The 20,443-nt window shown below is 65.2% G+C and carries 22 protein-coding genes; 12 read left to right on the plus strand and 10 right to left on the minus strand.

What is annotated here, in order from left to right:
- Positions 1 to 218 precede the first annotated feature (218 nt).
- Positions 219 to 764: a MerR family transcriptional regulator gene (locus JFC09_RS07485; protein WP_198393578.1), complete on the minus strand. Its 546-nt coding sequence runs from the start codon at positions 762 to 764 to the stop codon at positions 219 to 221.
- Between the two features lie 285 nt (positions 765 to 1,049).
- On the minus strand, positions 1,050 to 1,853 hold the full coding sequence (locus JFC09_RS07490; protein ID WP_408610947.1) for a lysophospholipid acyltransferase family protein: 804 nt from the start codon (positions 1,851 to 1,853) through the stop codon (positions 1,050 to 1,052).
- A 153-nt stretch (positions 1,854 to 2,006) separates the two neighbouring features.
- On the opposite strand from JFC09_RS07490, the gene JFC09_RS07495 reads away from it, so the two are divergent.
- The 3 genes from JFC09_RS07495 to JFC09_RS07505 all read left to right on the plus strand — a co-directional run bounded on the left by JFC09_RS07495 (position 2,007) and on the right by JFC09_RS07505 (position 5,060).
- On the plus strand, positions 2,007 to 2,819 hold the full coding sequence (locus tag JFC09_RS07495; RefSeq protein ID WP_198393346.1) for an alpha/beta hydrolase: 813 nt from the start codon (positions 2,007 to 2,009) through the stop codon (positions 2,817 to 2,819).
- Positions 2,816 to 3,259: a hypothetical protein gene (locus tag JFC09_RS07500; protein WP_198393347.1), complete on the plus strand. Its 444-nt coding sequence runs from the start codon at positions 2,816 to 2,818 to the stop codon at positions 3,257 to 3,259. The genes JFC09_RS07495 and JFC09_RS07500 overlap by 4 nt, the downstream gene beginning before the upstream one ends.
- A gap of 70 nt (positions 3,260 to 3,329) precedes the next feature.
- On the plus strand, positions 3,330 to 5,060 hold the full coding sequence (locus JFC09_RS07505) for a DEDD exonuclease domain-containing protein (RefSeq protein ID WP_198393348.1): 1,731 nt from the start codon (positions 3,330 to 3,332) through the stop codon (positions 5,058 to 5,060).
- A gap of 21 nt (positions 5,061 to 5,081) precedes the next feature.
- On the opposite strand, the gene trpD is transcribed toward JFC09_RS07505, so the two are convergent.
- Entirely contained in the window at positions 5,082 to 6,191 is a 1,110-nt protein-coding gene (trpD, locus tag JFC09_RS07510) for an anthranilate phosphoribosyltransferase (RefSeq protein WP_408610948.1), read from the minus strand.
- A 296-nt stretch (positions 6,192 to 6,487) separates the two neighbouring features.
- Between trpD and ctaE the strand changes: the two genes are divergently transcribed.
- The 8 genes from ctaE to JFC09_RS16395 all read left to right on the plus strand — a co-directional run bounded on the left by ctaE (position 6,488) and on the right by JFC09_RS16395 (position 12,403).
- Positions 6,488 to 7,129, plus strand: coding sequence for an aa3-type cytochrome oxidase subunit III (ctaE, locus tag JFC09_RS07515; RefSeq protein WP_198393349.1), 642 nt, complete (start codon positions 6,488 to 6,490; stop codon positions 7,127 to 7,129).
- Positions 7,130 to 7,175: 46 nt separating this feature from the next.
- Positions 7,176 to 7,961: a cytochrome bc1 complex diheme cytochrome c subunit gene (gene qcrC / locus JFC09_RS07520; RefSeq protein WP_198393350.1), complete on the plus strand. Its 786-nt coding sequence runs from the start codon at positions 7,176 to 7,178 to the stop codon at positions 7,959 to 7,961.
- Between the two features lie 43 nt (positions 7,962 to 8,004).
- Complete coding sequence (qcrA, locus tag JFC09_RS07525) at positions 8,005 to 9,054, plus strand: cytochrome bc1 complex Rieske iron-sulfur subunit (protein ID WP_198393351.1); 1,050 nt, start codon at positions 8,005 to 8,007, stop codon at positions 9,052 to 9,054.
- Complete coding sequence (qcrB, locus tag JFC09_RS07530) at positions 9,051 to 10,697, plus strand: cytochrome bc1 complex cytochrome b subunit (RefSeq protein WP_198393352.1); 1,647 nt, start codon at positions 9,051 to 9,053, stop codon at positions 10,695 to 10,697. Before qcrA ends, qcrB begins: the two co-directional genes overlap by 4 nt.
- Positions 10,698 to 11,198: 501 nt before the next feature.
- The gene (locus JFC09_RS07535) at positions 11,199 to 11,558 is read left to right on the plus strand and encodes a hypothetical protein (RefSeq protein WP_198393353.1); all 360 of its coding nucleotides are present in this window, start codon (positions 11,199 to 11,201) and stop codon (positions 11,556 to 11,558) included.
- Positions 11,559 to 11,631: 73 nt separating this feature from the next.
- Positions 11,632 to 11,751 (plus strand): Mu transposase domain-containing protein, encoded by a 120-nt coding sequence (locus JFC09_RS17065; RefSeq protein ID WP_408610957.1) that lies wholly within the window; start codon positions 11,632 to 11,634, stop codon positions 11,749 to 11,751.
- Between the two features lie 234 nt (positions 11,752 to 11,985).
- Positions 11,986 to 12,228 carry an ATP-binding protein gene (locus tag JFC09_RS07540; RefSeq protein WP_332839692.1) on the plus strand — a complete coding sequence of 81 codons (243 nt, stop codon included), beginning with the start codon at positions 11,986 to 11,988 and terminating at the stop codon, positions 12,226 to 12,228.
- Between the two features lie 73 nt (positions 12,229 to 12,301).
- Positions 12,302 to 12,403, plus strand: coding sequence for an ATP-binding protein (locus tag JFC09_RS16395; RefSeq protein WP_232483229.1), 102 nt, complete (start codon positions 12,302 to 12,304; stop codon positions 12,401 to 12,403).
- A 310-nt stretch (positions 12,404 to 12,713) separates the two neighbouring features.
- Here JFC09_RS16395 and JFC09_RS07545 read toward each other — a convergent pair whose 3' ends face one another.
- The 6 genes from JFC09_RS07545 to JFC09_RS07570 form a co-directional block, all read right to left on the minus strand.
- The gene (locus JFC09_RS07545; protein WP_198393354.1) at positions 12,714 to 13,115 is read right to left on the minus strand and encodes a cytochrome c oxidase subunit 4; all 402 of its coding nucleotides are present in this window, start codon (positions 13,113 to 13,115) and stop codon (positions 12,714 to 12,716) included.
- A complete protein-coding gene (ctaD, locus tag JFC09_RS07550) occupies positions 13,112 to 14,818 on the minus strand; it encodes an aa3-type cytochrome oxidase subunit I (protein ID WP_198393355.1) in 1,707 nt (568 codons plus the stop codon). Before ctaD ends, JFC09_RS07545 begins: the two co-directional genes overlap by 4 nt.
- Positions 14,818 to 15,711 carry an aa3-type cytochrome oxidase subunit II gene (ctaC, locus tag JFC09_RS07555; RefSeq protein WP_198393356.1) on the minus strand — a complete coding sequence of 298 codons (894 nt, stop codon included), beginning with the start codon at positions 15,709 to 15,711 and terminating at the stop codon, positions 14,818 to 14,820. Before ctaC ends, ctaD begins: the two co-directional genes overlap by 1 nt.
- 179 nt (positions 15,712 to 15,890) lie before the next feature.
- Positions 15,891 to 16,526, minus strand: a complete 636-nt coding sequence (gene aat / locus JFC09_RS07560; RefSeq protein WP_198393357.1) for a leucyl/phenylalanyl-tRNA--protein transferase — start codon at positions 16,524 to 16,526, stop codon at positions 15,891 to 15,893.
- A gap of 141 nt (positions 16,527 to 16,667) precedes the next feature.
- The gene (locus tag JFC09_RS07565) at positions 16,668 to 17,024 is read right to left on the minus strand and encodes a HesB/IscA family protein (protein WP_198393358.1); all 357 of its coding nucleotides are present in this window, start codon (positions 17,022 to 17,024) and stop codon (positions 16,668 to 16,670) included.
- A 155-nt stretch (positions 17,025 to 17,179) separates the two neighbouring features.
- Positions 17,180 to 18,595 carry a dipeptidase gene (locus JFC09_RS07570; protein WP_198393359.1) on the minus strand — a complete coding sequence of 472 codons (1,416 nt, stop codon included), beginning with the start codon at positions 18,593 to 18,595 and terminating at the stop codon, positions 17,180 to 17,182.
- Positions 18,596 to 18,615: 20 nt separating this feature from the next.
- Here JFC09_RS07570 and JFC09_RS07575 point away from each other — a divergent pair, with 20 nt between their 5' ends.
- Positions 18,616 to 19,251, plus strand: a complete 636-nt coding sequence (locus tag JFC09_RS07575; RefSeq protein WP_198393360.1) for a DUF3043 domain-containing protein — start codon at positions 18,616 to 18,618, stop codon at positions 19,249 to 19,251.
- A 68-nt stretch (positions 19,252 to 19,319) separates the two neighbouring features.
- Here the strand turns inward: JFC09_RS07575 and JFC09_RS07580 are convergent, their stop codons facing one another.
- On the minus strand, positions 19,320 to 20,432 hold the full coding sequence (locus JFC09_RS07580) for a quinone-dependent dihydroorotate dehydrogenase (protein WP_332839693.1): 1,113 nt from the start codon (positions 20,430 to 20,432) through the stop codon (positions 19,320 to 19,322).
- Between the last annotated feature and the right edge of the window lie 11 nt (positions 20,433 to 20,443).

A 20,443-nucleotide genomic window follows, 5' to 3' on the forward strand; every position in this document is an offset into this window, starting at 1 on the left:
AGCTCCTCGACTCGTACGCACCCGTACCTGGCCGGTTGCTCTGTTCTCATAGCCGATCCGCTTCGGCACGACCGTCCTCTTCGTCGTGTCGTCCTCTTCTGCGTCCTCGTGCATCGGACACCGCACACACGGGGACATGACTCAGGGCGCCTGCCGCTTCCCCGGCCAGGCGCCCTGTGAGTGTCTCCCATCCCTGCTGGGACGGTGACGGTCGTTCTCTATCCCGCGGAACGCTGTGCGCGGCGTGCCGCGAGCTCATCGACAGGCGCGACTTCGTCTTCCGGGCGCTCGCTCGGCAACTCCGACAGCGTCCCCTGCACTTCGCGCCAGACGTGCCCGACGGCGATGCCGAACACTCCCTGCCCTCCCTGGACCAGGTCGATCACTTCATTGGCAGACGTGCAGGCGAAGACCGACGACCCGTCACTCATGAGTGTGATCTGCGAGAGGTCCTCGACTCCCTGCCCCTGGAGATGGCTGACGGCGACCCGGATCTGCTGGAGGGAGACTCCTGCGTCGAGGAGCCGCTTGACGATCTTCACGACGAGGACGTCGCGGAAGCTGTAGAGACGCTGCGAGCCGGATCCGGTAGCAGCCCGGATCGACGGCACGACGAGTGAGGTCCGTGCCCAGTAGTCCAGCTGTCGGTACGTGATGCCGACGACGCTGCAGACGGTCGGCCCGCGGTAGCCCGCCTCGTCATCGAGAGCCGGAATATCGTCGTCGAAGAGCAGTCCTTGCGCGTCGCGCGGCAGAGACTGCATCTGCGTCGATTCCTGTTCAGAGCGGTTCACACCGACTCCTCCTTCTCACCCCTGGGGGAAGCAGGGCGCACGTGACGGTGGGCTGGTGCAGATGATTCTACACCTCGCGTCCCGCACGCCGGGGTTGTTGGCACATGATGAACGTATGGGCTTCCGCGCCCCGGGTCACGCACGCGCCGGATAACGATTCAGCGTGTCGCCGTTACCGCAGTAATCGAACACTGCCGGCACCCCGGTCCTGTGCCCCTCGTCACGCTCCGCGGCCGGGCGCGCAGAGTAGCGGAGCTACGCGTCCGACCCCGGCTGGTCCGGCATGCCGGGCGCCGATGGGTCGGCGGGATCCGGAGGATCGGCAGTGAGGAGCTTCGGCTTATGGGAGGCAGCGTACGTATCGACGTACTCCTGGCCAGACAGCCTCATGATCTCGTACATGATCTCGTCGGTGACGGATCGCAGCACGTGCCGATCGCCCGACCTCCCCTCGTACCGGGCGAAGTCGAGGGGCTCGCCGAAAACCACCCCGACTCTTCGGATCCTCGGAACCGTCCGCCCCTTCGGCTGCACTGCATCCGTCCCGATGAGGGCTGCGGGGACGACGGGGACGCCCGCCGCGATCGCCAGCCGAGCGACACCGGTGCGCCCTCTGTGCAGCTTCCCGTCCGGACTCCTGGTCCCCTCCGGATAGATCCCGAGGAGGGCTCCAGCCCGCAGGACCTCGAGGCCGGAACGCAGCGAGTCCTCCGAACCGGCGCCCCCGCCACGATCCATCGGAAGCTGGTTCGTGACGCGCAGGAACCACCGCTGTGCGCTTCCGCGCACACCCGGCCGTGTGAAGTAGTCGTTCTTCGCGAGGTAGACGACAGGGCGGGGAACGGCGATCGGAACGAAGATCGAGTCGATGAACGACAGGTGGTTCGCCGCGATGATCGCGCCGTCCTTCACCGGAAGATGTTCCAGACCCCGAGTCCAAGGGCGGAAGAGGACACGCAGGATCGGACCGACGACTATGCGCTTGAGGAACCAGTAGAACAACTGACGACCTGCTTCCGTTCGGTGAACTGCTGCGCGCTCGTGGTTCGACAGCACCATGGGCTCGAGACCACTATATGGTCGCTTCACGGTGTCCGGGCCCCGGCGCAAGCGCCTCGTGGGAACAGCTTCCGGGACGCGTGTGGGAGACGGCGCCCGCGACGGGCGGATGCCGAGATTCAGCGCGATGCGCACGTATGGGATGCTGATGACATGTCGTCGCTCTCCCCGCACACCAGCCCACAACCCGTCACGACGGACGATGGGATCGCGCCGGGTGCGGGTTCACAGCATGCACCGTGGCATCACCGGGGCGGCACTGAGCTTCCCGCGGTTCTCCTGCTCCACGGATTCACCGGAAGCCCCTCGTCCATGCGGCCCCTCGCGGAGTCGCTCGTCGACACCGGCGCCACCGTGAGCGTGCCTCGGCTGAACGGACACGGCGGAACGTGGCGGCAGCTGCAGAGGTCCGGCTGGGAGGATTGGAAGGAATCGGCGATCGCCGCATTCGATGCCCTCGCTGCGGACCATCCCGAAGTCGTCGTGGTCGGGCAGTCGATGGGAGGAGCACTCTCCTTCGCACTGGGAGTCGAGCGAGCCCCCCGCACCATCATCGCTGTCAACCCGGCTCTCTTCGTCGATTCCCCTCTCGCGCCCCTGACTCCGCTCCTCTGGCCTTTCGTCCGAACGGTCGCATCCATCGGCGGGGACATCGAGAAGCCCGGCGTCGTCGAGGACGCCAACGACCGGACTCCTGTCCGCGCAGTCGCAAGCCTGCAGCAAGGCCTCAGGACCCTTCGAGAACAACTGTGGCTCGTGGACTGCCCTGTCACAGTCTGTGTCTCCGGCCGTGACGGCGTCGTCGCACCACGGTCGCTGCGCGTCCTCCGCAGCAGGCTGAGCTCGTCCCCGCGCATCGTCGCGCTTCGGCGCAGCCGCCACGTGGCGACCCTCGACTACGACGCGGATGTCATCGCGGACGCAGTGCGCGCGGCGCTCATGGCGCAGGCAGGGGGCCTCACGTGAGCTCGAGGGCCGAGGATCCCCCTGACCGCGAAGACGACGACAGTGGTCGTCCCGACGACGAGTCGGTGCCGGAGTCGCTTCCCGACGACCAGCGAGTCGATGACACGACGTGGTCGTCGTTCGTCGACAACATCCACTGGCACACATCGACCGTCCCGGATGTCACGCCGGACGAGATCCGCGACGTGCTCGACGACGCGGACTGGGTTCCGCCGGAGCCCCAGCCGATCGGGTGGCGCACAACCTCGCCATCACTCGTGCTGGGACTCTTCGGCGCTCTGGGCGGAGCCTTCGTGCTCTTCGTGGTCACCGTCTTCTTCCGGCCGGTTCCCGGATGGCTCCTGCTGGTCGTGATCGCAGTGATCGTCGCCTCTGCCGCCGTCCTCTTCTCCCACTTGCCGACCCGCCGTGATCCGTTCTCCGACGGCCGAGAGGTGTGACTGCGGCCCTCACCGCATCCCGCCGTGAACCGTGCGGCCCGTGTCCGTCTCGCATGCGACGATGAACTCCATGCCGACCTTCGATCGCACACACACTCACACCGCCGGTGGTCAGATGGCCCTCGCGGACCTCGGCACGCCGCTGCACAGCGTCGAATTCGTCGTCGTGGACCTCGAGACGACTGGAGCCCATTCGACGGAGAACGCGATCACCGAAATCGGCGCAGTCCGAGTGCGGGGCGGCGAAGTCATCGGAGAGTTCCAGACGCTGGTCCGGCCCGTCGGCTCCGTCATCACCCCGTTCGTGTCTCGACTCACAGGCATCACGAACGGGATGGTCGTGGATGCCCCCGTGATCGAATCGGTACTCCCGAGCTTCCTGGAGTTCATGCGGGGCGCGGTCCTCGTCGCTCACAACGCGCCTTTCGACGTGGGCTTCCTGCGCGCAGCGTGTCTGCGCCTCGACTATCCATGGCCTGGCCCCCGGGTCCTCGACACGGTCACGCTCGCGCGGAAGGTGCTCCCCCGACCTGAGGTGAACAACCACAAGCTCGCGACACTCGCCTCGTATTTCGGCACCGATGTCCAGCCGGACCACCGTGCGCTGTCAGACGCGCGTGCCACCGTCGGTGTCCTGCACGGCCTCTTCGAGATCTACGGAACCTACGGGATCACCACCCTGGAGGATCTGTCGACCATCAGGAGCGCGGGCTGGTCGCGTCGACGGCGGAAGGCCCATTTGGCAGACTCGCTCCCGCATGCGCCAGGAGTGTATACGTTCCTCGACGGCTCCCGTCGCGTTCTGTACATCGGCTCCAGTGGGGACATCGCGTCACGAGTGAGGTCGTACTTCACCGAGTCGGAAACACGCGGGCGGATGACGGAGATGGTCACGGCTGCCCAGGAAGTCAGTCCCCTGCTCTGTGCGAACGTCCTGGAATCCCGGGTGCGGGAAGTGCGGCTCATCGGAGAGCTGCAGCCGCCCTACAACAGACGGTCGAAGCGGCCGGATGTCCGCCATTGGCTCGTCGAGACCGGCGACGAATTCCCACGGCTCTCGGCCATCCGCTCGATCACACACGCACGCGTGGGCTCCGGGCGCTTCATCGGGCCGTTCCGCTCAGCGGCCGCTGCTCGTGACGCGAAAGCGCTCCTGGAGACGATCTTCCCGTTGAAGTCCTGCACTCAATCCCCTCGCTCAGCGCGCTTCACTCCGTGTCCTGCTTCCCAGGTCGGCAGGTGCCATGGGCCGTGCGGGGGAGAGTGGGATCCGGACGTGTACTCCGAGAGCCTTGAGGGGCTGCGCAGGCTGTTCGCCGGCAGACCCCACGATTTCCTCACGGGAGCGGGGCAGCGCATCGCCGCCCTCGCGGAACAGGAGCGCTTCGAGGCTGCCGGCGTAGCGCGCGACTCCGTCGGTTCCACCCTGACGGCGGCAGCTCGCTTCGCTTCCCGACACGCCCTGCGCGTGATCGAGGAGATCGTCGGAGCGGAGCGGCGGGCCGACGGCGGTTGGGACATAGCGATCATCTGCCACGGCCGTCTCGCGGCTGCGGGGACGTGCCCGCCGGGGGTCAGTCCGCTCCCTGTGATCGAGGCACTCCGCCAGACAGCCGAATACGTCGCTCCCTATGATCCCGTCGCTCCCCACACCACGGACGAGGAGACCGACGTCCTGATCGCGTGGATGTCGAACGGAACGGCTCGCCCCGTCCGCTCCAGCCGCCCGTGGTGCGGAGATCCCGCCGGTGTCGAATCAGCTCGAGCAGCGTGGATGTCGCGCTTCCGTGCCGCGCACTGAGCGGGTCGCGCTGCTGAGGGATCAGTTCCCTGAAAGGCGCCTGGATCCGTCGATCATCGCGTCGAGTTTCGCGACTGCTGCACCGGAATCTAGCGCCTCCTTGGCAACGGCGAACTTCCCGACGAGCCGTTCGAGCAGCGAACCGGAGGAGTCCGGGGACGCGGCAACCAGTGCCGCAGCCGCATTCAGGAGAACGATGTCCCGCACCGGGCCCGTCTCCCCCTCCAGCGTCCGCCGCATGACGTCGGCGTTGAAAGAGGGGTCGCCTCCTCTCAGATCCCCCTTCGTCGCGCGGGGCAGCCCGAGGTCCTGCGCATCGATCGGCTGTTCCGTCACAGCGCCGTCGCGGACTTCCCAGACGTCGGTCACCGCAGTCGTGCTGAATTCATCGAGCCCGTCCCGGGACCTGAACACCAGTGCCGAATCGCCCCGACCGGCGAGGACTCCCGCAACGAGCGGGGCCATCGCGCTGTCTGCGACCCCGATGGCCGTCGCGCGTGTACGAGCCGGGTTGGTGAGCGGCCCCAGCACATTGAACGCGGACGGCACCGCGATCTGCTTGCGGACCGGCGCGATGAAGCGCATCGCGGGGTGATAGACGTTCGCGAACGCGAATGCCATCCCGATCTCATGTGCCAACGCGATCGTCTGCTCGGGGGACAGATCGAGCGTCAGCCCGAGCACTTCGAGTACATCAGCGGACCCCGATGCAGACGACGTCGCACGATTCCCGTGCTTGACGAGCCTCTGGCCTGCTCCGGCGATGATGAAGGAGGCTGTTGACGACACGTTCACCGTCTTGGCCCGGTCACCTCCGGTTCCCACGATGTCCACGGCGTCGGACAGGCCCGGCAGGTCCACCGCGTGCGAATACATGGAGCGGACGAGGCCGGAGATCTCCTCGACGGTCTCACCCTTCCCATGGTGGGCCACGAGGAACGCCGCCATGGTCACGTCCGGGACACTGCCCTCCATGATCTGGTCCATCGCCCACGCAGCAGTGTCGGCATCCATGTGCTTACCGCCCATGAGTCCCACGAGCAGATCCGGCCAGACGCGCACACCGGTGAGCAGATCGACCGAGTCGATCCCAGTTGTCTGCGGCGGCTGCGGCACGGCGGTGGTGGTCACAATGACTCCTCGGATGAGTGTGGGGACCTGAACATCGTAACCGCGGGCGCGAACAGCGCAGTCGGCGGCCACGAGAACCCTGTCACCTCAGGAGACACGGGCCCGCACGCTCCGGGTTCCGACCGATCTGAGCCGAAACAGTCCGACGCGCGGACGGAGCGAGAGAATTTTCTCATCGATCTCACAGGCTCCGATCCGCGCCAACACGCGGTTCTTGCTACGCCGTGTAGAAGAACAGCCGTCCGCAACCTGTGTGCAAGGTGAATTCCACCTGCAAACCGGGTAATAATGGGGACGTGTCAACCGTAGCTGCATCTCCCTCAGCGCCAGTTCGTCCCGCTGTGAACAGGCCAGACTCGACAACCGTCGGGATGATCGTCTGGCTGGCCAGCGAGCTGATGTTCTTCGCCGCGCTCTTCGCCATGTACTTCACTCTGCGCTCCGTCGTGCCCGATCTCTGGGAGGTGGAGACCGCAAAACTCGACGTGCCGTACGCGACGGTGAATACCCTCATCCTCGTGTCATCGTCGTTCACCTGCCAGATCGGAGTCTGGAAGGCTGAGCACGATTTCAAGCCGTTCCGCTCGGGCAGCCTGCTCAGCATCAAGTCGTGGGGCATGGTCGAGTGGTTCTTCCTCACCTTCGTCCTCGGATCGGTCTTCGTCGCCGGCCAGGTGATGGAATACGCGACCCTCGTCTCGCACGGGATCGCGATCAACGCCAACGGCTATGGATCGGCCTTCTACCTCACCACCGGATTCCACGGGTTGCACGTCCTCGGCGGGCTCCTGGCATTCCTGTTCGTGATCGGCCGCGCCTACGGCGCCAAGCGTTTCGGTCACCGTGAGGCGACATTCGCCACGTGCGTCTCGTTCTACTGGCACTTCGTGGACATCGTGTGGGTCGCGCTGTTCCTGATCATCTACGCAGTCCAGTGACCAGAGCCTCAGACCGCGACCACGTCAGACCAGAAAAGGACTCCCAGTGAAGCTACTCGCCGCACGCCGTCGGCACCCGATGGCCCTCGTCGTCCTTCTGCTGGTGGGCATGCTGCTCACCGGCGGCGCGTACTCGCTCTTCACCGGCAATACGACCGCGAAGGCAGACGAATACAGCGCCTCGGACATCGAACAGGGTCAGAAGCTGTTCGTCTCCAACTGCGCCACCTGCCACGGCATGAACGCCGAAGGCTCGGACAACGGTCCCAGCCTCATCGGTGTCGGTGCAGCCGCAGTCGACTTCCAGGTGAGCACCGGCCGTATGCCACTCCAGATGCACGGCCCTCAGGGCCAGGTCAAGCCGGCACAGTTCTCGGAGGAGGAGACCGCGCAGATGGCCGGGTACATCGCGTCACTCGGACCGGGCCCCGCAGTTCCTGACGAGGAATGGCTGAACACGGCAGAAGGCGACTCCGCTGCAGGCGGAGGCCTCTTCCGCACCAACTGCGCGATGTGCCACAACGTCGTCGGAGCCGGTGGCGCTCTGACTCGCGGCAAGTACGCGCCCAGTCTCTCCGACGTGTCGGAGAAGCACCTCTACGAGGCCATGCAGACCGGGCCGCAGAACATGCCGATCTTCAACGATGCGAACCTCACTCCTGAAGAGAAGCGCGACGTCATCACGTACGTCCGTGAGGTTTCCGAGACCCCGTCCGCGGGTGGCTTCAAACTCGGATCGCTGGGACCGGTCGCTGAAGGACTGTTCATCTGGTTCTTCGGTCTGGCTGGTGTCGTCGGCATCACCCTGTGGCTCACAGCGCGCGCCAAATGAGCACAAAGTCTTTATCCGCAACGAGTATTAGACGAGGAAGCCAATGACCTCGATTGAGCACAGCGGCGGCCAGGGCGGCCAGCTCGCGGAGATGAACGGGTTCGAGAACCCGGGCTTCCCCGAGCACAAGCCGCGCATCACCGACAGCAATCCGTCCGCAGAACGCCTCGCTGAGCGTCAGATCGCCGCATGGTTCATCTTGTCGATGATCGGGACGATCTGGTTCATCGTGGCCTACTTCCTGTTCCCCGTCGGGGATTCGGGACCGTTGGTCCGCATCCACACCATGGCGGTAGGCCTCGGGGCCACTGCCGCGCTGACCGGTATCGGAGTGGGTGTCGTCCTCTGGGCGAAGAACCTGCTGCCTGATTCCGAGGTCGTGGAAGAACGCCATGACATCGGTGGCACCGCCGAAGACCAGGCCATCGCACTGGAGATCCTCGACCAGGCGAAGGATGAGTCCGGCATCGCACGCCGATCCCTGATCCGCAATACGCTGATCGCTGCTGTCGCCATTGCGCCGCTACCAGCCATCCTCGTCTTCCGCGATCTCGGTCCCCTCCCGGGCGACAAGCTCTTCACGACGCTCTGGGGACCCGGAGTTCGCCTCTGCAAGGACATCGGGATGATTCCCGAAGAGAACCAGATCATGCCGATCAAGGCGGCCGATGTGACGATCGGCTCGGCTTACCACGTGATCCCGGAGAACATCAGGGATTCCGGACATCCGCTGGACGAGAAGGCCAAGGCCGCGGTGCTCCTCATGCGTGTGAACCCCAGCGAACTCAACACGGATCCGGAGCGTGAGGACTGGGGCGTCGACGGCATCGTCGCCTACTCCAAGGTCTGTACCCACGTCGGATGCCCTGTCGCACTGTACGAGCACCAGACTCATCACCTGCTGTGCCCCTGCCACCAGTCGACCTTCGACGTCACGAATCACTGCAAGGTGATCTTCGGGCCCGCGAAGAGGCCGCTGCCGCAGCTCCCGATCGCAGTCGACGACGAGGGCTACCTCGTCGCACAGTCTGACTTCACGGAGCCGGTCGGGCCGACCTTCTGGGAGATCAACACTCGGGAGACGAACGCATGAGCACCACACAGCAGACCCAGAAACCTGCGACAGCCGTGGGCACCGTCGCACAGTGGACGGAGGACCGCACAGGCGCGTCCAAGGCCGTGCGTGAGTTCGGCCGGAAGATCTTCCCCTCGCACTGGTCCTTCATGCTCGGTGAAGTCGCTCTCTACAGCTTCATCATCCTGGTCCTGACCGGCACTTTTCTCACATTCTGGTTCAAACCCGCAATGGGCGAAGTGATCTACAACGGGCCATGGACGCCGCTTCGCGGCGTCACGATCTCGGAAGCATACGAATCGACCCTCGAGATCTCGTTCGAGGTCCGGGGTGGACTGTTCATCCGACAGATGCACCACTGGGCAGCCCTGCTGTTCATGGCGGCTCTGAGCATCCACGCGCTTCGCGTGTTCTTCACCGGCGCATTCCGTAAGCCGCGCGAAATCAACTGGGTGATCGGCATCGTACTGTCGATGGTCGGGCTGGGTGCCGGCTTCACCGGCTACTCGCTCCCCGATGACCTGCTCTCCGGCAACGGCCTCCGCATCATCGACGGCCTCCTGAAGTCGATTCCCCTCATCGGAACGTACATCTCGTTCTTCCTGTTCGGAGGTGAGTTCCCCGGAACCGACATCGTGTCGCGGCTCTACACGCTGCACATCATGATCCTCCCGGCGGTTCTCATTGCGCTCATCGGTGCACACCTCATGTTCGTGGTGATCCACAAGCACACGCAGTGGGCTTCACCTGGACACACACAGAAGAACGTCGTCGGCGAACCGGTGCTCCCTACCTTCGCGGCGAAGGGTGGCGGGTTCTTCTTCCTCATCTTCGCGCTCGTCGCGTTCATCTCGTCGATCTTCACGACGAATGCGATCTGGAACTACGGGCCGTACGACCCCTCCCCCGTCTCCGCCGGCACCCAGCCGGACTGGTATGTGGGTTGGGCGGACGGAATCCTCCGGATCATGCCGGGCTGGATGGAGTTCTACATCTTCGGCTATCCGATCAGCCTGAACATCAACATCGCGATCATCATCATGCTGTTCTTCTGGCTCATCGCTATGGTCTGGCCATGGATCGAAGCCTGGATGCTCAAGGACAATCGCGAACACCACATCGTCGATCGTCCTCGCAACAACCCGACGCGCACAGCGCTCGGCGTTGCAGCGGCCGTCTGGTACGCGGTGATGTGGGCAGGAGCATCCGGTGACCTCGTCGCGGTGTTCTTCCACATGTCGCTGAATGACATGATCTACATCTTCCGCATCCTCTTCATCGTCGGACCGTTCATCGCGTTCTTCCTGACGCGCCGCATCTGTCTCAGCCTGCAGCGCAAGGACCGCGAACTGGTACTCCACGGACACGAGACCGGACAGATCATCCGGCTGCCGCATGGTGAGTTCCAGGAACGGCACCGCGCACTCACGCCCCACGAGGCGTGGACGCTCACAGCGTTCGAGGCTCCGCAGGTCCTTCCGGCTCAGCCCGGCAAGGACGGCAAGGTCTCCGGGTTGGAGCGGATGCGGGCCCGGATGGCGAAGTACTTCTACGAAGACCGCGTGCACCCCGTCACCAAGGCAGAGCTCGACGCAGCACATGCTGACCATGATGCCGAAGTCGAAGGGGCACATGACGATACGGCCGGACTCGAGAAGTAACTCGACTCGAATCCGATCCATCTGAACAAGGGGGCGGGACAGGCAATGCCTGTCCCGCCCCCTTGTTGCCCTTCGCTCCAAGCTCCTAGAACAACTCGCACGCCCCACTACTCCGTGCCCACACTGTTGGTCTCGCCACAGCTGGCGAACTATGGCCGGGGGACCGCAGGATCAGTTGTGAATTCCTGCGAGCGCGAGATCCGGCGCCGCTGTGTGTATCCGGCGATGCAGGCACCGTGGTTGCTGAACGGATCGGGTCCGAGAGCTCGTTGAGACCGCGATCAGGGGCCGACTCCCCGGGCCCACCAGGAGAACGTCGGCATGGTTCCCCCGAACGGTGCGGCCGACGAGCCAACAGGAAGGCTGGCCGACCAACCGGGGAAGCAGCACAACAGGCCCTGAAGGCGCCTGAGCCCCGTTGCGTGACCGGGATGGGACCTTAGAGCCTCGTGTCCCCTGTGCCGGGTGACTAGGCCGACGTCTTCACGGTACCCTTTGGCGGTGATGCTGCCTTCGCGGCAGTCCGGGGATCTGCTGGCGGGAATGTGGCAGCTGATCTCGTCGGTCGGTGGGGTTCCTAAGACGCTGGTGCGGGATCGCGAAGGTGCGATCGCGCCGAAGGACAAGCCGTTGTATCCGGTCGCTGGTTTCGCCGGCACGCCTGCGACAGGGTTGGTGATAGCCCCGCCGCGGGATCCTGAGTTCAAAGGAATGACGGAGCGGAACTACGGCTATCTGGAGACCTCGTTTCTGCCCGGCCGGCACTTCTCTTCGCCTGCAGATTTCCACGCCCAGCTCATGCAGTGGATCACGCGTACCGCGAACCGTAGGACCGTGCGCTCTTTGGGGGCGTCCCTGTGATGCGGTCAACGAGGACTACGCGGCGATGACGCCGTTGGCGCCGCATGCGCCGGTGGCCGGGATCCGAACCCGGATGCGATTGCCGAGGGATTACTACGTGTGTATCGATGGCAACGACTGCTCCGTCGACCCTCGCGTCATCGGCCGACTCGTCGATGGGACCGTCCCCGACACAAGTGCTGGGCCTGTGTGAGGGAGTAGTGGTCGCGCAGTATACCCACGGTCGGGAGAGTCGATGCCGCTCTTGTCACTACCTCCAGAGACGAGGGGTGATCGCACGAGGAGTACCTCGCCGCGGTGCTGGATCGCCAGGTCACCGACCGGGAAGGCAATGGCACCACGCTCCAGGTCGCCGGCGCTCATGTCCCCGGAGTGATAGACGCTCGAGCACTTCACCACCGATTGCCAGCCCGGGATCCGTCGCGACGTGCTGGCCCACCTGGCCGAGTGCGGCTTCGTCGCGAAAGCAGAGAACGTGATCCTGCTGGGCCCGCCCGGGGTCGGGAAGACTCACCTGCCGGTCGGGCCGGGCATGACGGCGTGTCACGCGGGCTACCCCTTTGCGTTCAATACTGCGACGGGGGTCGGGAGAGTCGCCTATCCGCAGCCCATGACAGTCCGGCAGGGATCGACAAAGAGCTCAAACGGCTGCGTCGGCATCGGCTGCTGATCATCTATGAGCCGGGGTATCTGCCTTTCGGGCGGTGGGGCGAGTCGTCGGAGACGACACCGTCGCGTCGGCGATGATTGATCGTCTGGTGCACCAGGCTGAGGTGCAGCCGCTGGATGGCGAGTCCTACCGCACACGTACACACCGTGAACCGCTGCCTGGAACTGACCGATGACCGATGAAGAGGGGGGGCCAATCTTCACCCGCCGCTGACATGCTTAGCCCTAAGTGGTGCCAACGACTCCACCGTGTACCGCGCCGCCCGGAGCACCTCGCCACGGCGTCTCCATCCGCATCTGTCTTGGACCAGCACACTCGCATTCCACGATGACGTGGTTGCGGGTACCGTGGCTGACCTGTCTTCGGCTGAGGCGAGGGAGACGGAGCACAGACGACTGAGGGCGGAACGGAAGTGTTCTTCCGTTCCGCCCTCAGTCAGTCAGAGTGCGAGCCGCCTGCAGATTGCTCTGCGTGTCAGCCGACGATCAGTGGGCGTGCGCGCCCCTGTCGTGCTCATAGATGAGTCCGACGAGCCCGATGATGGTGATCGCTCCACCGAAGGGGAAGATCCACCATCCCGCGGCCACTGACACGAAGCACGTGCCGGCCCCTGCTGCGAGGACGATCGGCCACCAGCTCCAAGGAGCGTAGAAGCCATACTCGTAGTATTCGTCAGCAATCTCACCGTCCACGTCGTCCATGGGCAACTGGGGGTGCTTCTTCTCCCAGACCCACAGGTACAGGCCGATCATCAGCGTCATTCCCCCCAGGAGCATCAGGGCGGGGAACCCGACCCATTCCTGGAAGTTCGTGACGAAGCCGTAGACGATCGACACAGGGACGAAGAAGACGAATCCCAGAGAGAAGATCCAACCGGAAGTCCTCACTTCACGACCTCCTTGGCCTCATGTCCGCCGTGGCCCGCTGCTGCGAGCTCCAGCAGTTCGGGGTGATTCGCTTCGAACGCAGGACGCTCGGAGCGGATGCGCGGCAGCGACGTGAAGTTATGGCGCGGGGGCGGGCAGGATGTCGCCCATTCGAGCGATCCTCCATAGCCCCACGGGTCGTTGACCGTGACCTTCGGAGCCTTGCGCGCGGTGATCCACACATTCCAGAAGAACGGGATGAGCGAGATACCGAGGATGAGCGATCCGACAGTCGACACCTGATTGAGGAACGTGAAGCCGTCCTGCGGGAGGTAGTCGGCGTAGCGGCGCGGCATGCCTTCGGCACCCAGCCAGTGCTGCACGAGGAAGGTTCCGTGGAACCCGAGGAACAGCAGCCAGAAGTGGACCTTGCCCAGCGTCTCGTCGAGCATCTTGCCCGTCCACTTCGGCCACCAGAAGTAGAAGCCGGCGAACATCGCGAAGACGACTGTTCCGAAGACGACGTAGTGGAAGTGCGCGACAACGAAGTAGGTGTCGGACACCTGCTGGTCGAGTGCAGGCGACGCCAGGATGATGCCGGTGAGTCCGCCGAACACGAAGGTGCACAGGAACCCGAGCGACCAGAGCATGGGCGTCTCGAATGTGAGGGACCCTCGCCACATGGTGCCGATCCAGTTGTAGATCTTCACGCCGGTGGGGACAGCGATCAGCATCGTCATGAACGCGAAGAACGGGAGCATGACTGCACCGGTGACGTACATGTGGTGCGCCCACACGGTCACGGACAGTGCAGCGATCGCGATCGTCGCGTACACCAGGCCGACGTAGCCAAAGATCGGCTTGCGGCTGAAGACCGGGAAGATCTCCGAGACGATGCCGAAGAACGGCAGCGCGATGATGTAGACCTCAGGGTGTCCGAAGAACCAGAAGAGGTGCTGGTACAGGATCGGTCCACCGTTCTCCGGGCTGAAGATATGGGCACCCAGGATGCGGTCGGCCGACAGCCCCAGGAGGGCGGCGGCGAACGGAGGGAAAGCCATCATGACGAGCACGCCCGTGATGAGCACGTTCCACGTGAAGATCGGCATGCGGAACATCGTCATGCCGGGTGCGCGGAGCGTGAGGATCGTCGCGATGAAGTTCACAGAACCGAGAATGGTGCCGAAGCCCTGGAAGGCGATGCCCATCACCCACATGTGTCCACCCAACCCTGGGGTGAAGGTGGTGTCCGCCAGCGGAGCGTACGCGGTCCATCCGAAGGAGGCCGCTCCCTGAGGCGTGAGGAAGCCCGTCAGGGCGATGAGCGAACCGAAGAGGAACAGCCAGAACGCAAAGGCGTTCAGCCTTGGGAAGGCGACGTCCGGAGCACCGATCTGCAGCGGCATGACCACGTTCGCGAAACCGGCGAACAGGGGCGTCGCGAACATCAGCAGCATCATCGTGCCGTGCATGGTGAACAGCTGGTTGTACTGCTCCTTCGTCTCGAGGATCTGCATCCCCGGCTCCCACAGCTCCAGTCGGATGATGAGAGCCATCACGCCGCCCAGGCAGAAGAACGTGAAGGAGCTGATCAGGTACATGTACCCGATGGTCTTGTGGTCAGTGGAAGTGATCCAATTGACGAAGATCCGGCCCTTACTGGTCGCGACCGGTTCGGCGGGCACTCCGGCTGTGCCGGTCGGACGCGAAGTCGTCGCAGTCATCAGTGCTCACTCCCTTCCTTCTCGTAGGGGTTGTGGTACCACTCGGTGCGGTTGAAGTCCTCATCGAGCTGCCCCTCGTTGCCCTGCTCGCGCAGAGACTCGATGTAATCATCGTACTCTTCGGGCGTAACGACCTTCACGTTGAAGATCATCTCCGAGTGGAACTCTCCGCAGAGTTCGGCACACTTGCCCAGGTAGTCGCCCTCCTTGAGAGCCTGGAGATGAATGCTGGAGCTCCGTCCCGGCACCATGTCCCGCTTCTCGAGGAACGCGGGGATCCAGAAGGAGTGGATGACGTCACGGGACTCGAGCTTGAGCTCGAGATCCGTGTTCGACGGGAGGTAGAGGGTCGGCGCGTCGATGCCGGGCTGCTCCGTGCCGTCCAGGTTCGCCTGGACACCGCCGTAATAGACGTCCTCCGTCACGTAGTTGAAGTCCCACGCCCACTGCTTGCCGTAGATCTCGATGACCTGTTCGGCCTCGGTCTCGTCGTTCGTGGTGTTCTCCATCGTCTGCACGGTCTCGAAGAAGAACGCCATGACGAGGATGATCGGTACGACCGTGTAGAGGATCTCCACGGGCATGTTGTAGCGCATCTGGACCGGCAGACCGCGGTCGGTCTTCTTGCGGCGGTAGGCGACGACGCACCACAGGATGAGCATCCAGGTGAGAGCGCCCACGGCGAGAGCGGCGATCCATCCGCCGTTCCACAGCGCGATGTAGTGATCGGTGTGCGACGTCGTGCCCTTCGAGTCGGGGTGGAGGAAACCCACTTCCCAGTACTCACTCGAGCATCCGGCGAGCAGTGTCGTTGCCGCCGCTGCGCCGATCACACCGAGCCGCTTGAGCCAGGACGTGCGCGTCCCCGGTGCTGGCTGATTCGGAGAATCCACGTGCAGCCTTTCGAACCTCTGTCGGTACCCCAGGGCCACGTTCCCCTCGCCGGCCGGACGCACGGCACCGCCGTGCGAACAGGTTGCGGACGGAGGCGCGCAGGCCACGGTCACCGAACTCTGACTTTGTCTCCCACAGCCTACCGCTACACGGCGTAGAAATTCACGTTGGCAGTGCCTCACCTGTAAAAAACCTCAGAACCGCGAAGGCTTCCCGCACGGTGGAGCCGGTTGAGATACTCGAGCCCCGTCACTTCCGACACGCCGAGACTCTCCAAGTGCGGAGTGGACCACTGGACGTCGAGCATCCAGGCGTCCCCACACCGGGAATCGAGGAGGTCGACCAGGTGCACGAGAGCTGCCTTCGAAGCATCTGTCCGGTGATGGAACATCGACTCGCCGATGAAGACGGCACCGAAGCTGACGCCGAAGAGCCCTCCGGCCAGGTCCCCGGAGGAGTCCCGCACCTCGATGGAGTGAGCCCAACCGGCGTCGTGGAGCTCTTCGTAGAGCCGGGAGAAGCGTCCGGTGATCCAGGCGCCCTCCCGTGAGGGGTCTGCGCAGGCTGCGACCACGTCGGCGAAGGCTTCGTCGACCGTTGCGGTGAAGCCCAACATGGATCGGCGCAGGCTCCTGCTCACACGCAGGTCGCCCGGAAGCAGCACACCGCGGACGGTGGGACCCCACCAACCCATCGGCGGACCGCCGTCGTCCCCCAGGCCCATCGGGAAGAGGCCCGCGCGATACGCGGACATGATGGTCTCCAGGTCGCCGTCGAAGCCGATCGACACCGCTTTGAGGTCGTCGTCGTTCACGACCCCTCCCCTATCTCTGCCGTCGTTGCCGCCCCCATCCCGACACGCTGCGCGTTGGCGAACACGTGCTCGCCCTGCGCCACGAGAAGCGGGGCCGGGCTCTGTCCGAGCCCGGCCCCGCCGACTTCACACATCCTCACCTCAGTGGAACGAGTCGCCGCACGCACAGGATCCCGCGGCATTCGGGTTGTCGATCGTGAAGCCCTGCTTCTCGATCGTGTCTGCGAAGTCAATCTTCGACTCGCCCAGGTAGGGGACGCTCATCTTGTCGACGATCACTTCGACGCCGTCGAAGTCGCGCACGACGTCTCCGTCGAGCATGCGCTCGTCGAAGTAGAGCTGGTAGATGAGGCCGGAGCACCCGCCCGGCTGCACGGCCACACGCAACCGCAGGTCATCGCGGCCCTCCTGTTCAAGGAGGCTGCGGACCTTGTCCGCGGCCTCGTCGGAGAGCTCGACTCCGTGGGTGGGAACGCTGGTCTCGTCGGTGACGGTCATCGGATCTCCTTAGCACGATTCGGGGAGCGTCGCAGAACGCACTGTCGATCGCTGGTCCTCTCAGGCTACACCTGGAACAACGACGTCGTCAGGGCTATTCCCACTCCACTGTCGCTCTCGGCTCTTCCGCCCACGGGACCTCGCCCCCGCTCTCCTCACGCGCCGCGGCCGAGCGCTTCCAGCAGCAGCGCCTCTGACACGATCGCAGAGCGGAAGTCGGGGACGTGGAGTGATTCGTTCGCGCTGTGCGCTCGTGCATCCGGGTCCTCGACACCGGTCACGAGGATGGAGGCCCGCGGGAACTCCTCGAGCAGATCGGCGATGAACGGGATCGATCCACCGAGCCCGATCTGCACGGAGTCCGTCCCGAACCCTCGGGTGAGTGCCTCCATCGCGGTGCCGACCACGGGGTCGGAGAGGTCTGCACACCAGGGGCTGCCGCCCTCCTCCGCGCCGAAGGCCACACGAGCGCCGAAGGGTGCGTGCGCACGAAGGTGGTCCTTGACTGCAGTGAGCGCGGACGCGGGGGTGTCGCCCGGTGCGATGCGGATGCTCAGCTTCGCGCGCACGGCGTGCTGGAGGGTGTTCGACGACACGTCGACGTGTGGGAGGTCGAGTCCGATCACAGTGAGGGCCGGCTGGGTCCACATCCGGGACGCCAACGGTCCGCGACCGATGAGCTCGACGCCGTCGAGCACCCCCGAGTCGCGGCGCAGTGCAGTCTCCCCGTAGTCGACGTCGGTGCTCTGCTCGGCCCGCAGCCCCTCGACTGCGACGGCACCGTCGTCGTCGTGCAGGGTGCCGAGCAGCTTCGTCATGGCGAGAGCCGCATCGGGCACTACTCCTCCGTACATCCCGGAATGCACAGCGTGGTCGAGTGTCGTGACCGTGAATTCGAGCGAGGCCATGCCGCGCAGACTCGTGGTGAGCGCCGGTGTGCCCACCTGCCAGTTGCCGGAGTCCGCCACGACGATGACGTCGCCGGCGAGCCGCTCACGGTGGTCCCGGAGGAAGTTGCGGAAGCTCGGGGATCCCGCTTCCTCCTCCCCTTCGACGAAGAGGACCACACCGACGCCGAGGTCGTCGCCCAGCAGTCGCAGAGCGGTGAGGTGGACGAGGATGCCGGCCTTGTCGTCCGCGGCGCCCCGCCCGAAGATCCTGTCGCCCCGCCGTGTCGCGACGAAGGGTGGGGTGTCCCACAGTGCTTCGTCGCCGGTCGGCTGCACGTCGTGGTGGGCGTAGAGCACGACGACAGGGGCTCCCTCCGGGCCGTCACGACGCGCGACGACCGCGGGCGCTCCCGCTTCCCCGCTGTCCGTGGCCGCGGTGAGGACCTCCACGTCGGTGAAGCCGGTGTCCCGTGCGAGCCGGGCGACGGCGTCCGCAGACGCGGCCACGTGCGACGGGTCGAACGAAGGCCACGCGATGGACGGGATCGCGACGAGAGAGGTGAGGTCCTCAACCACCTCGTCGAAGACGGTGTCGAGAGCGGAGTGGAGCTCTGCTGCCCGGGAGGAGGAAGACGCGGATGAAGGGTCGGTAGAGGGAAGCGGGTGCGGTGTCTCAGTCATGATCCGATACTATTCAATGAATGTTCGGACGGAAGAGTGACTCCCAGAAGGCTGGCCCCGGTCAGCAGCCCGCGTCGACCGGTGACGGCGAAGCCACCGCAGACTCGACGGGGGCTTCCTTCGACCCCCGCCGCGCGGAGCAGAAGAAGAATCGACCCACTCCCAAGCGAAGTGAGCAGGTGGCCCGGAATCAGCGCCCGCTGGTGCCGGGCGACCGCAAGGCCGCGGACAAGCGTGCCCGCGAGGAGATGCGCCGCCGTCGCGACGAGTCCCGCGTCGGCGTGATGAACGGTGACGAGCGGTACCTGGGACCGCGTGATGCGGGCCCGCAGCGCCGCTACATCCGTGACTACGTGGACGCGCGGTTCTCCATCGGGGAGCTCTTCATCCCGATCGCCCTCGTCGTGCTGCTGGCCGGGATGTTCGGCGGCGAGCAGTGGGCGATGATCGCGAACTTCGTCGTCTATGGCCTCATCCTGCTCATCGTCCTGGACAGCGTCGTGCTCTGCGTGCTTCTGCGCGGCCGCCTCAAGGCGAAGTTCGGGGAGGACTCCCTCCAGCGGGGAACGAACTTCTACGCGATCATGCGTGCGGTGCAGATCCGTCGCCTGCGCGTTCCGAAGCCGCTCGTCAAGCGCCGCGAATACCCCGCCTAACGGCTGTCGGCTCTCGCCTGACCGCTGCCGACTCGCGTCGGCTCCGTCACAGCACGCCCGTCCAGCGATCAGCGTCGACGGCTGACCCGGCTGCCGCGCACCAGTCGCCCCGGCCACACCGGCCCGCCGTAGATGAGGCCGGAGTAAGCCTGGACGAGATCGGCCCCGGCACCCAGCCGCGCGGACACGTCGCGCGCATCGCCGACGCCGCCGGCGGACACGAGCGCCATCGCGGACTCCGGGAATGCACTGTCGAGGTGGGCGCGCACGAGCCTCAGCACCTCCATGGAGCGCTCCGCGAGCGGTCGACCGGAGATTCCACCGGGCTGCTCCAGGGCGACGGAACGATCGGCGCCCGTGAGCACCTCACGGTCGATCGTCGTGTTCGTGAGCACCAGCCCGTCGATCTGCTCGTCGACCGCGAGGTCGACGAGGCCGCGGACGTCCTCGTCTGCGAGGTCGGGCGCGAGCTTCACGAGCAGCGGCACGTGCCCCAGCGTCGAACGGGGACTGGGGACGACCTCGGCGGCGGTCTCACGCACCGCGGAGATGATCGGGCGCAGCGATTCCGCGGCCTGCAGATCGCGCAGTCCTGGGGTGTTGGGCGAGGACACGTTGATGACGAGGTAGTCGGCCAGCGGGGCCAGTTCGCGCGTCGACAGCGCGTAGTCCGCAGCGGCGTCCGCCGCGTCCACGACCTTCGTCTTGCCGATGTTCACACCGATCACGGGCCTGCGGGGCGAGGGCAGCTCTTCGACGAGCCGGCGCTGCTCCGCGATGGCGAACGACGCGGCGCGTGAGCCCGAATTGTTGAACCCCATCCGGTTGAGGATCGCGTCGTGGGCCAGGAGGCGGAAGAGCCGCGGACGGTCGTTGCCGGGCTGTGAGTGTCCCGTCACCGTTCCGACCTCGATGTGTCCGAACCCCAGCCGGGACAGGGCACGGATCCCGCCGCCCTCCTTGTCGAACCCCGCTGCCAGGCCCACGCGGTTGCGGAACGGCAGTCCGAGCACGTCGGCGGGATCGTCGGTGCCGGCGGACAGGACCGCCCCGACCGCATCGCGCACTACCGGGACGGCGTCGACGCCGCGCAGTGCGGAGAAACTGAGATGGTGCGCCCTCTCCGCGTCCATCGGGGCGAAGAGGGCACGGAACACGAGCGAGTACAGGAGACTATCCACGTCGAGGAGTC

Source organism: Brevibacterium yomogidense (assembly GCF_016107685.1).
GTDB classification, from domain to species: Bacteria; Actinomycetota; Actinomycetes; order Actinomycetales; family Brevibacteriaceae; genus Brevibacterium; species Brevibacterium yomogidense.

Bases quoted from the DNA above. Each gene is read 5' to 3' on its own strand.
- ctaD (WP_198393355.1), bottom strand. From the start codon at position 14,818: ATGACTGCGACGACTTCGCGTCCGACCGGCACAGCCGGAGTGCCCGCC.
- JFC09_RS17065 (WP_408610957.1), top strand. From the start codon at position 11,632: ATGCGATTGCCGAGGGATTACTACGTGTGTATCGATGGCAACGACTGC.
- JFC09_RS07490 (WP_408610947.1), bottom strand. From the start codon at position 1,853: ATGGTGCTGTCGAACCACGAGCGCGCAGCAGTTCACCGAACGGAAGCA.
- JFC09_RS07565 (WP_198393358.1), bottom strand. From the start codon at position 17,024: ATGACCGTCACCGACGAGACCAGCGTTCCCACCCACGGAGTCGAGCTC.
- JFC09_RS07575 (WP_198393360.1), top strand. From the start codon at position 18,616: ATGTTCGGACGGAAGAGTGACTCCCAGAAGGCTGGCCCCGGTCAGCAG.
- JFC09_RS07505 (WP_198393348.1), top strand. From the start codon at position 3,330: ATGCCGACCTTCGATCGCACACACACTCACACCGCCGGTGGTCAGATG.
- qcrB (WP_198393352.1), top strand. From the start codon at position 9,051: ATGAGCACCACACAGCAGACCCAGAAACCTGCGACAGCCGTGGGCACC.
- JFC09_RS07485 (WP_198393578.1), bottom strand. From the start codon at position 764: ATGCAGTCTCTGCCGCGCGACGCGCAAGGACTGCTCTTCGACGACGAT.
- JFC09_RS16395 (WP_232483229.1), top strand. From the start codon at position 12,302: ATGATTGATCGTCTGGTGCACCAGGCTGAGGTGCAGCCGCTGGATGGC.
- qcrA (WP_198393351.1), top strand. From the start codon at position 8,005: ATGACCTCGATTGAGCACAGCGGCGGCCAGGGCGGCCAGCTCGCGGAG.
- JFC09_RS07570 (WP_198393359.1), bottom strand. From the start codon at position 18,595: ATGACTGAGACACCGCACCCGCTTCCCTCTACCGACCCTTCATCCGCG.
- JFC09_RS07495 (WP_198393346.1), top strand. From the start codon at position 2,007: ATGTCGTCGCTCTCCCCGCACACCAGCCCACAACCCGTCACGACGGAC.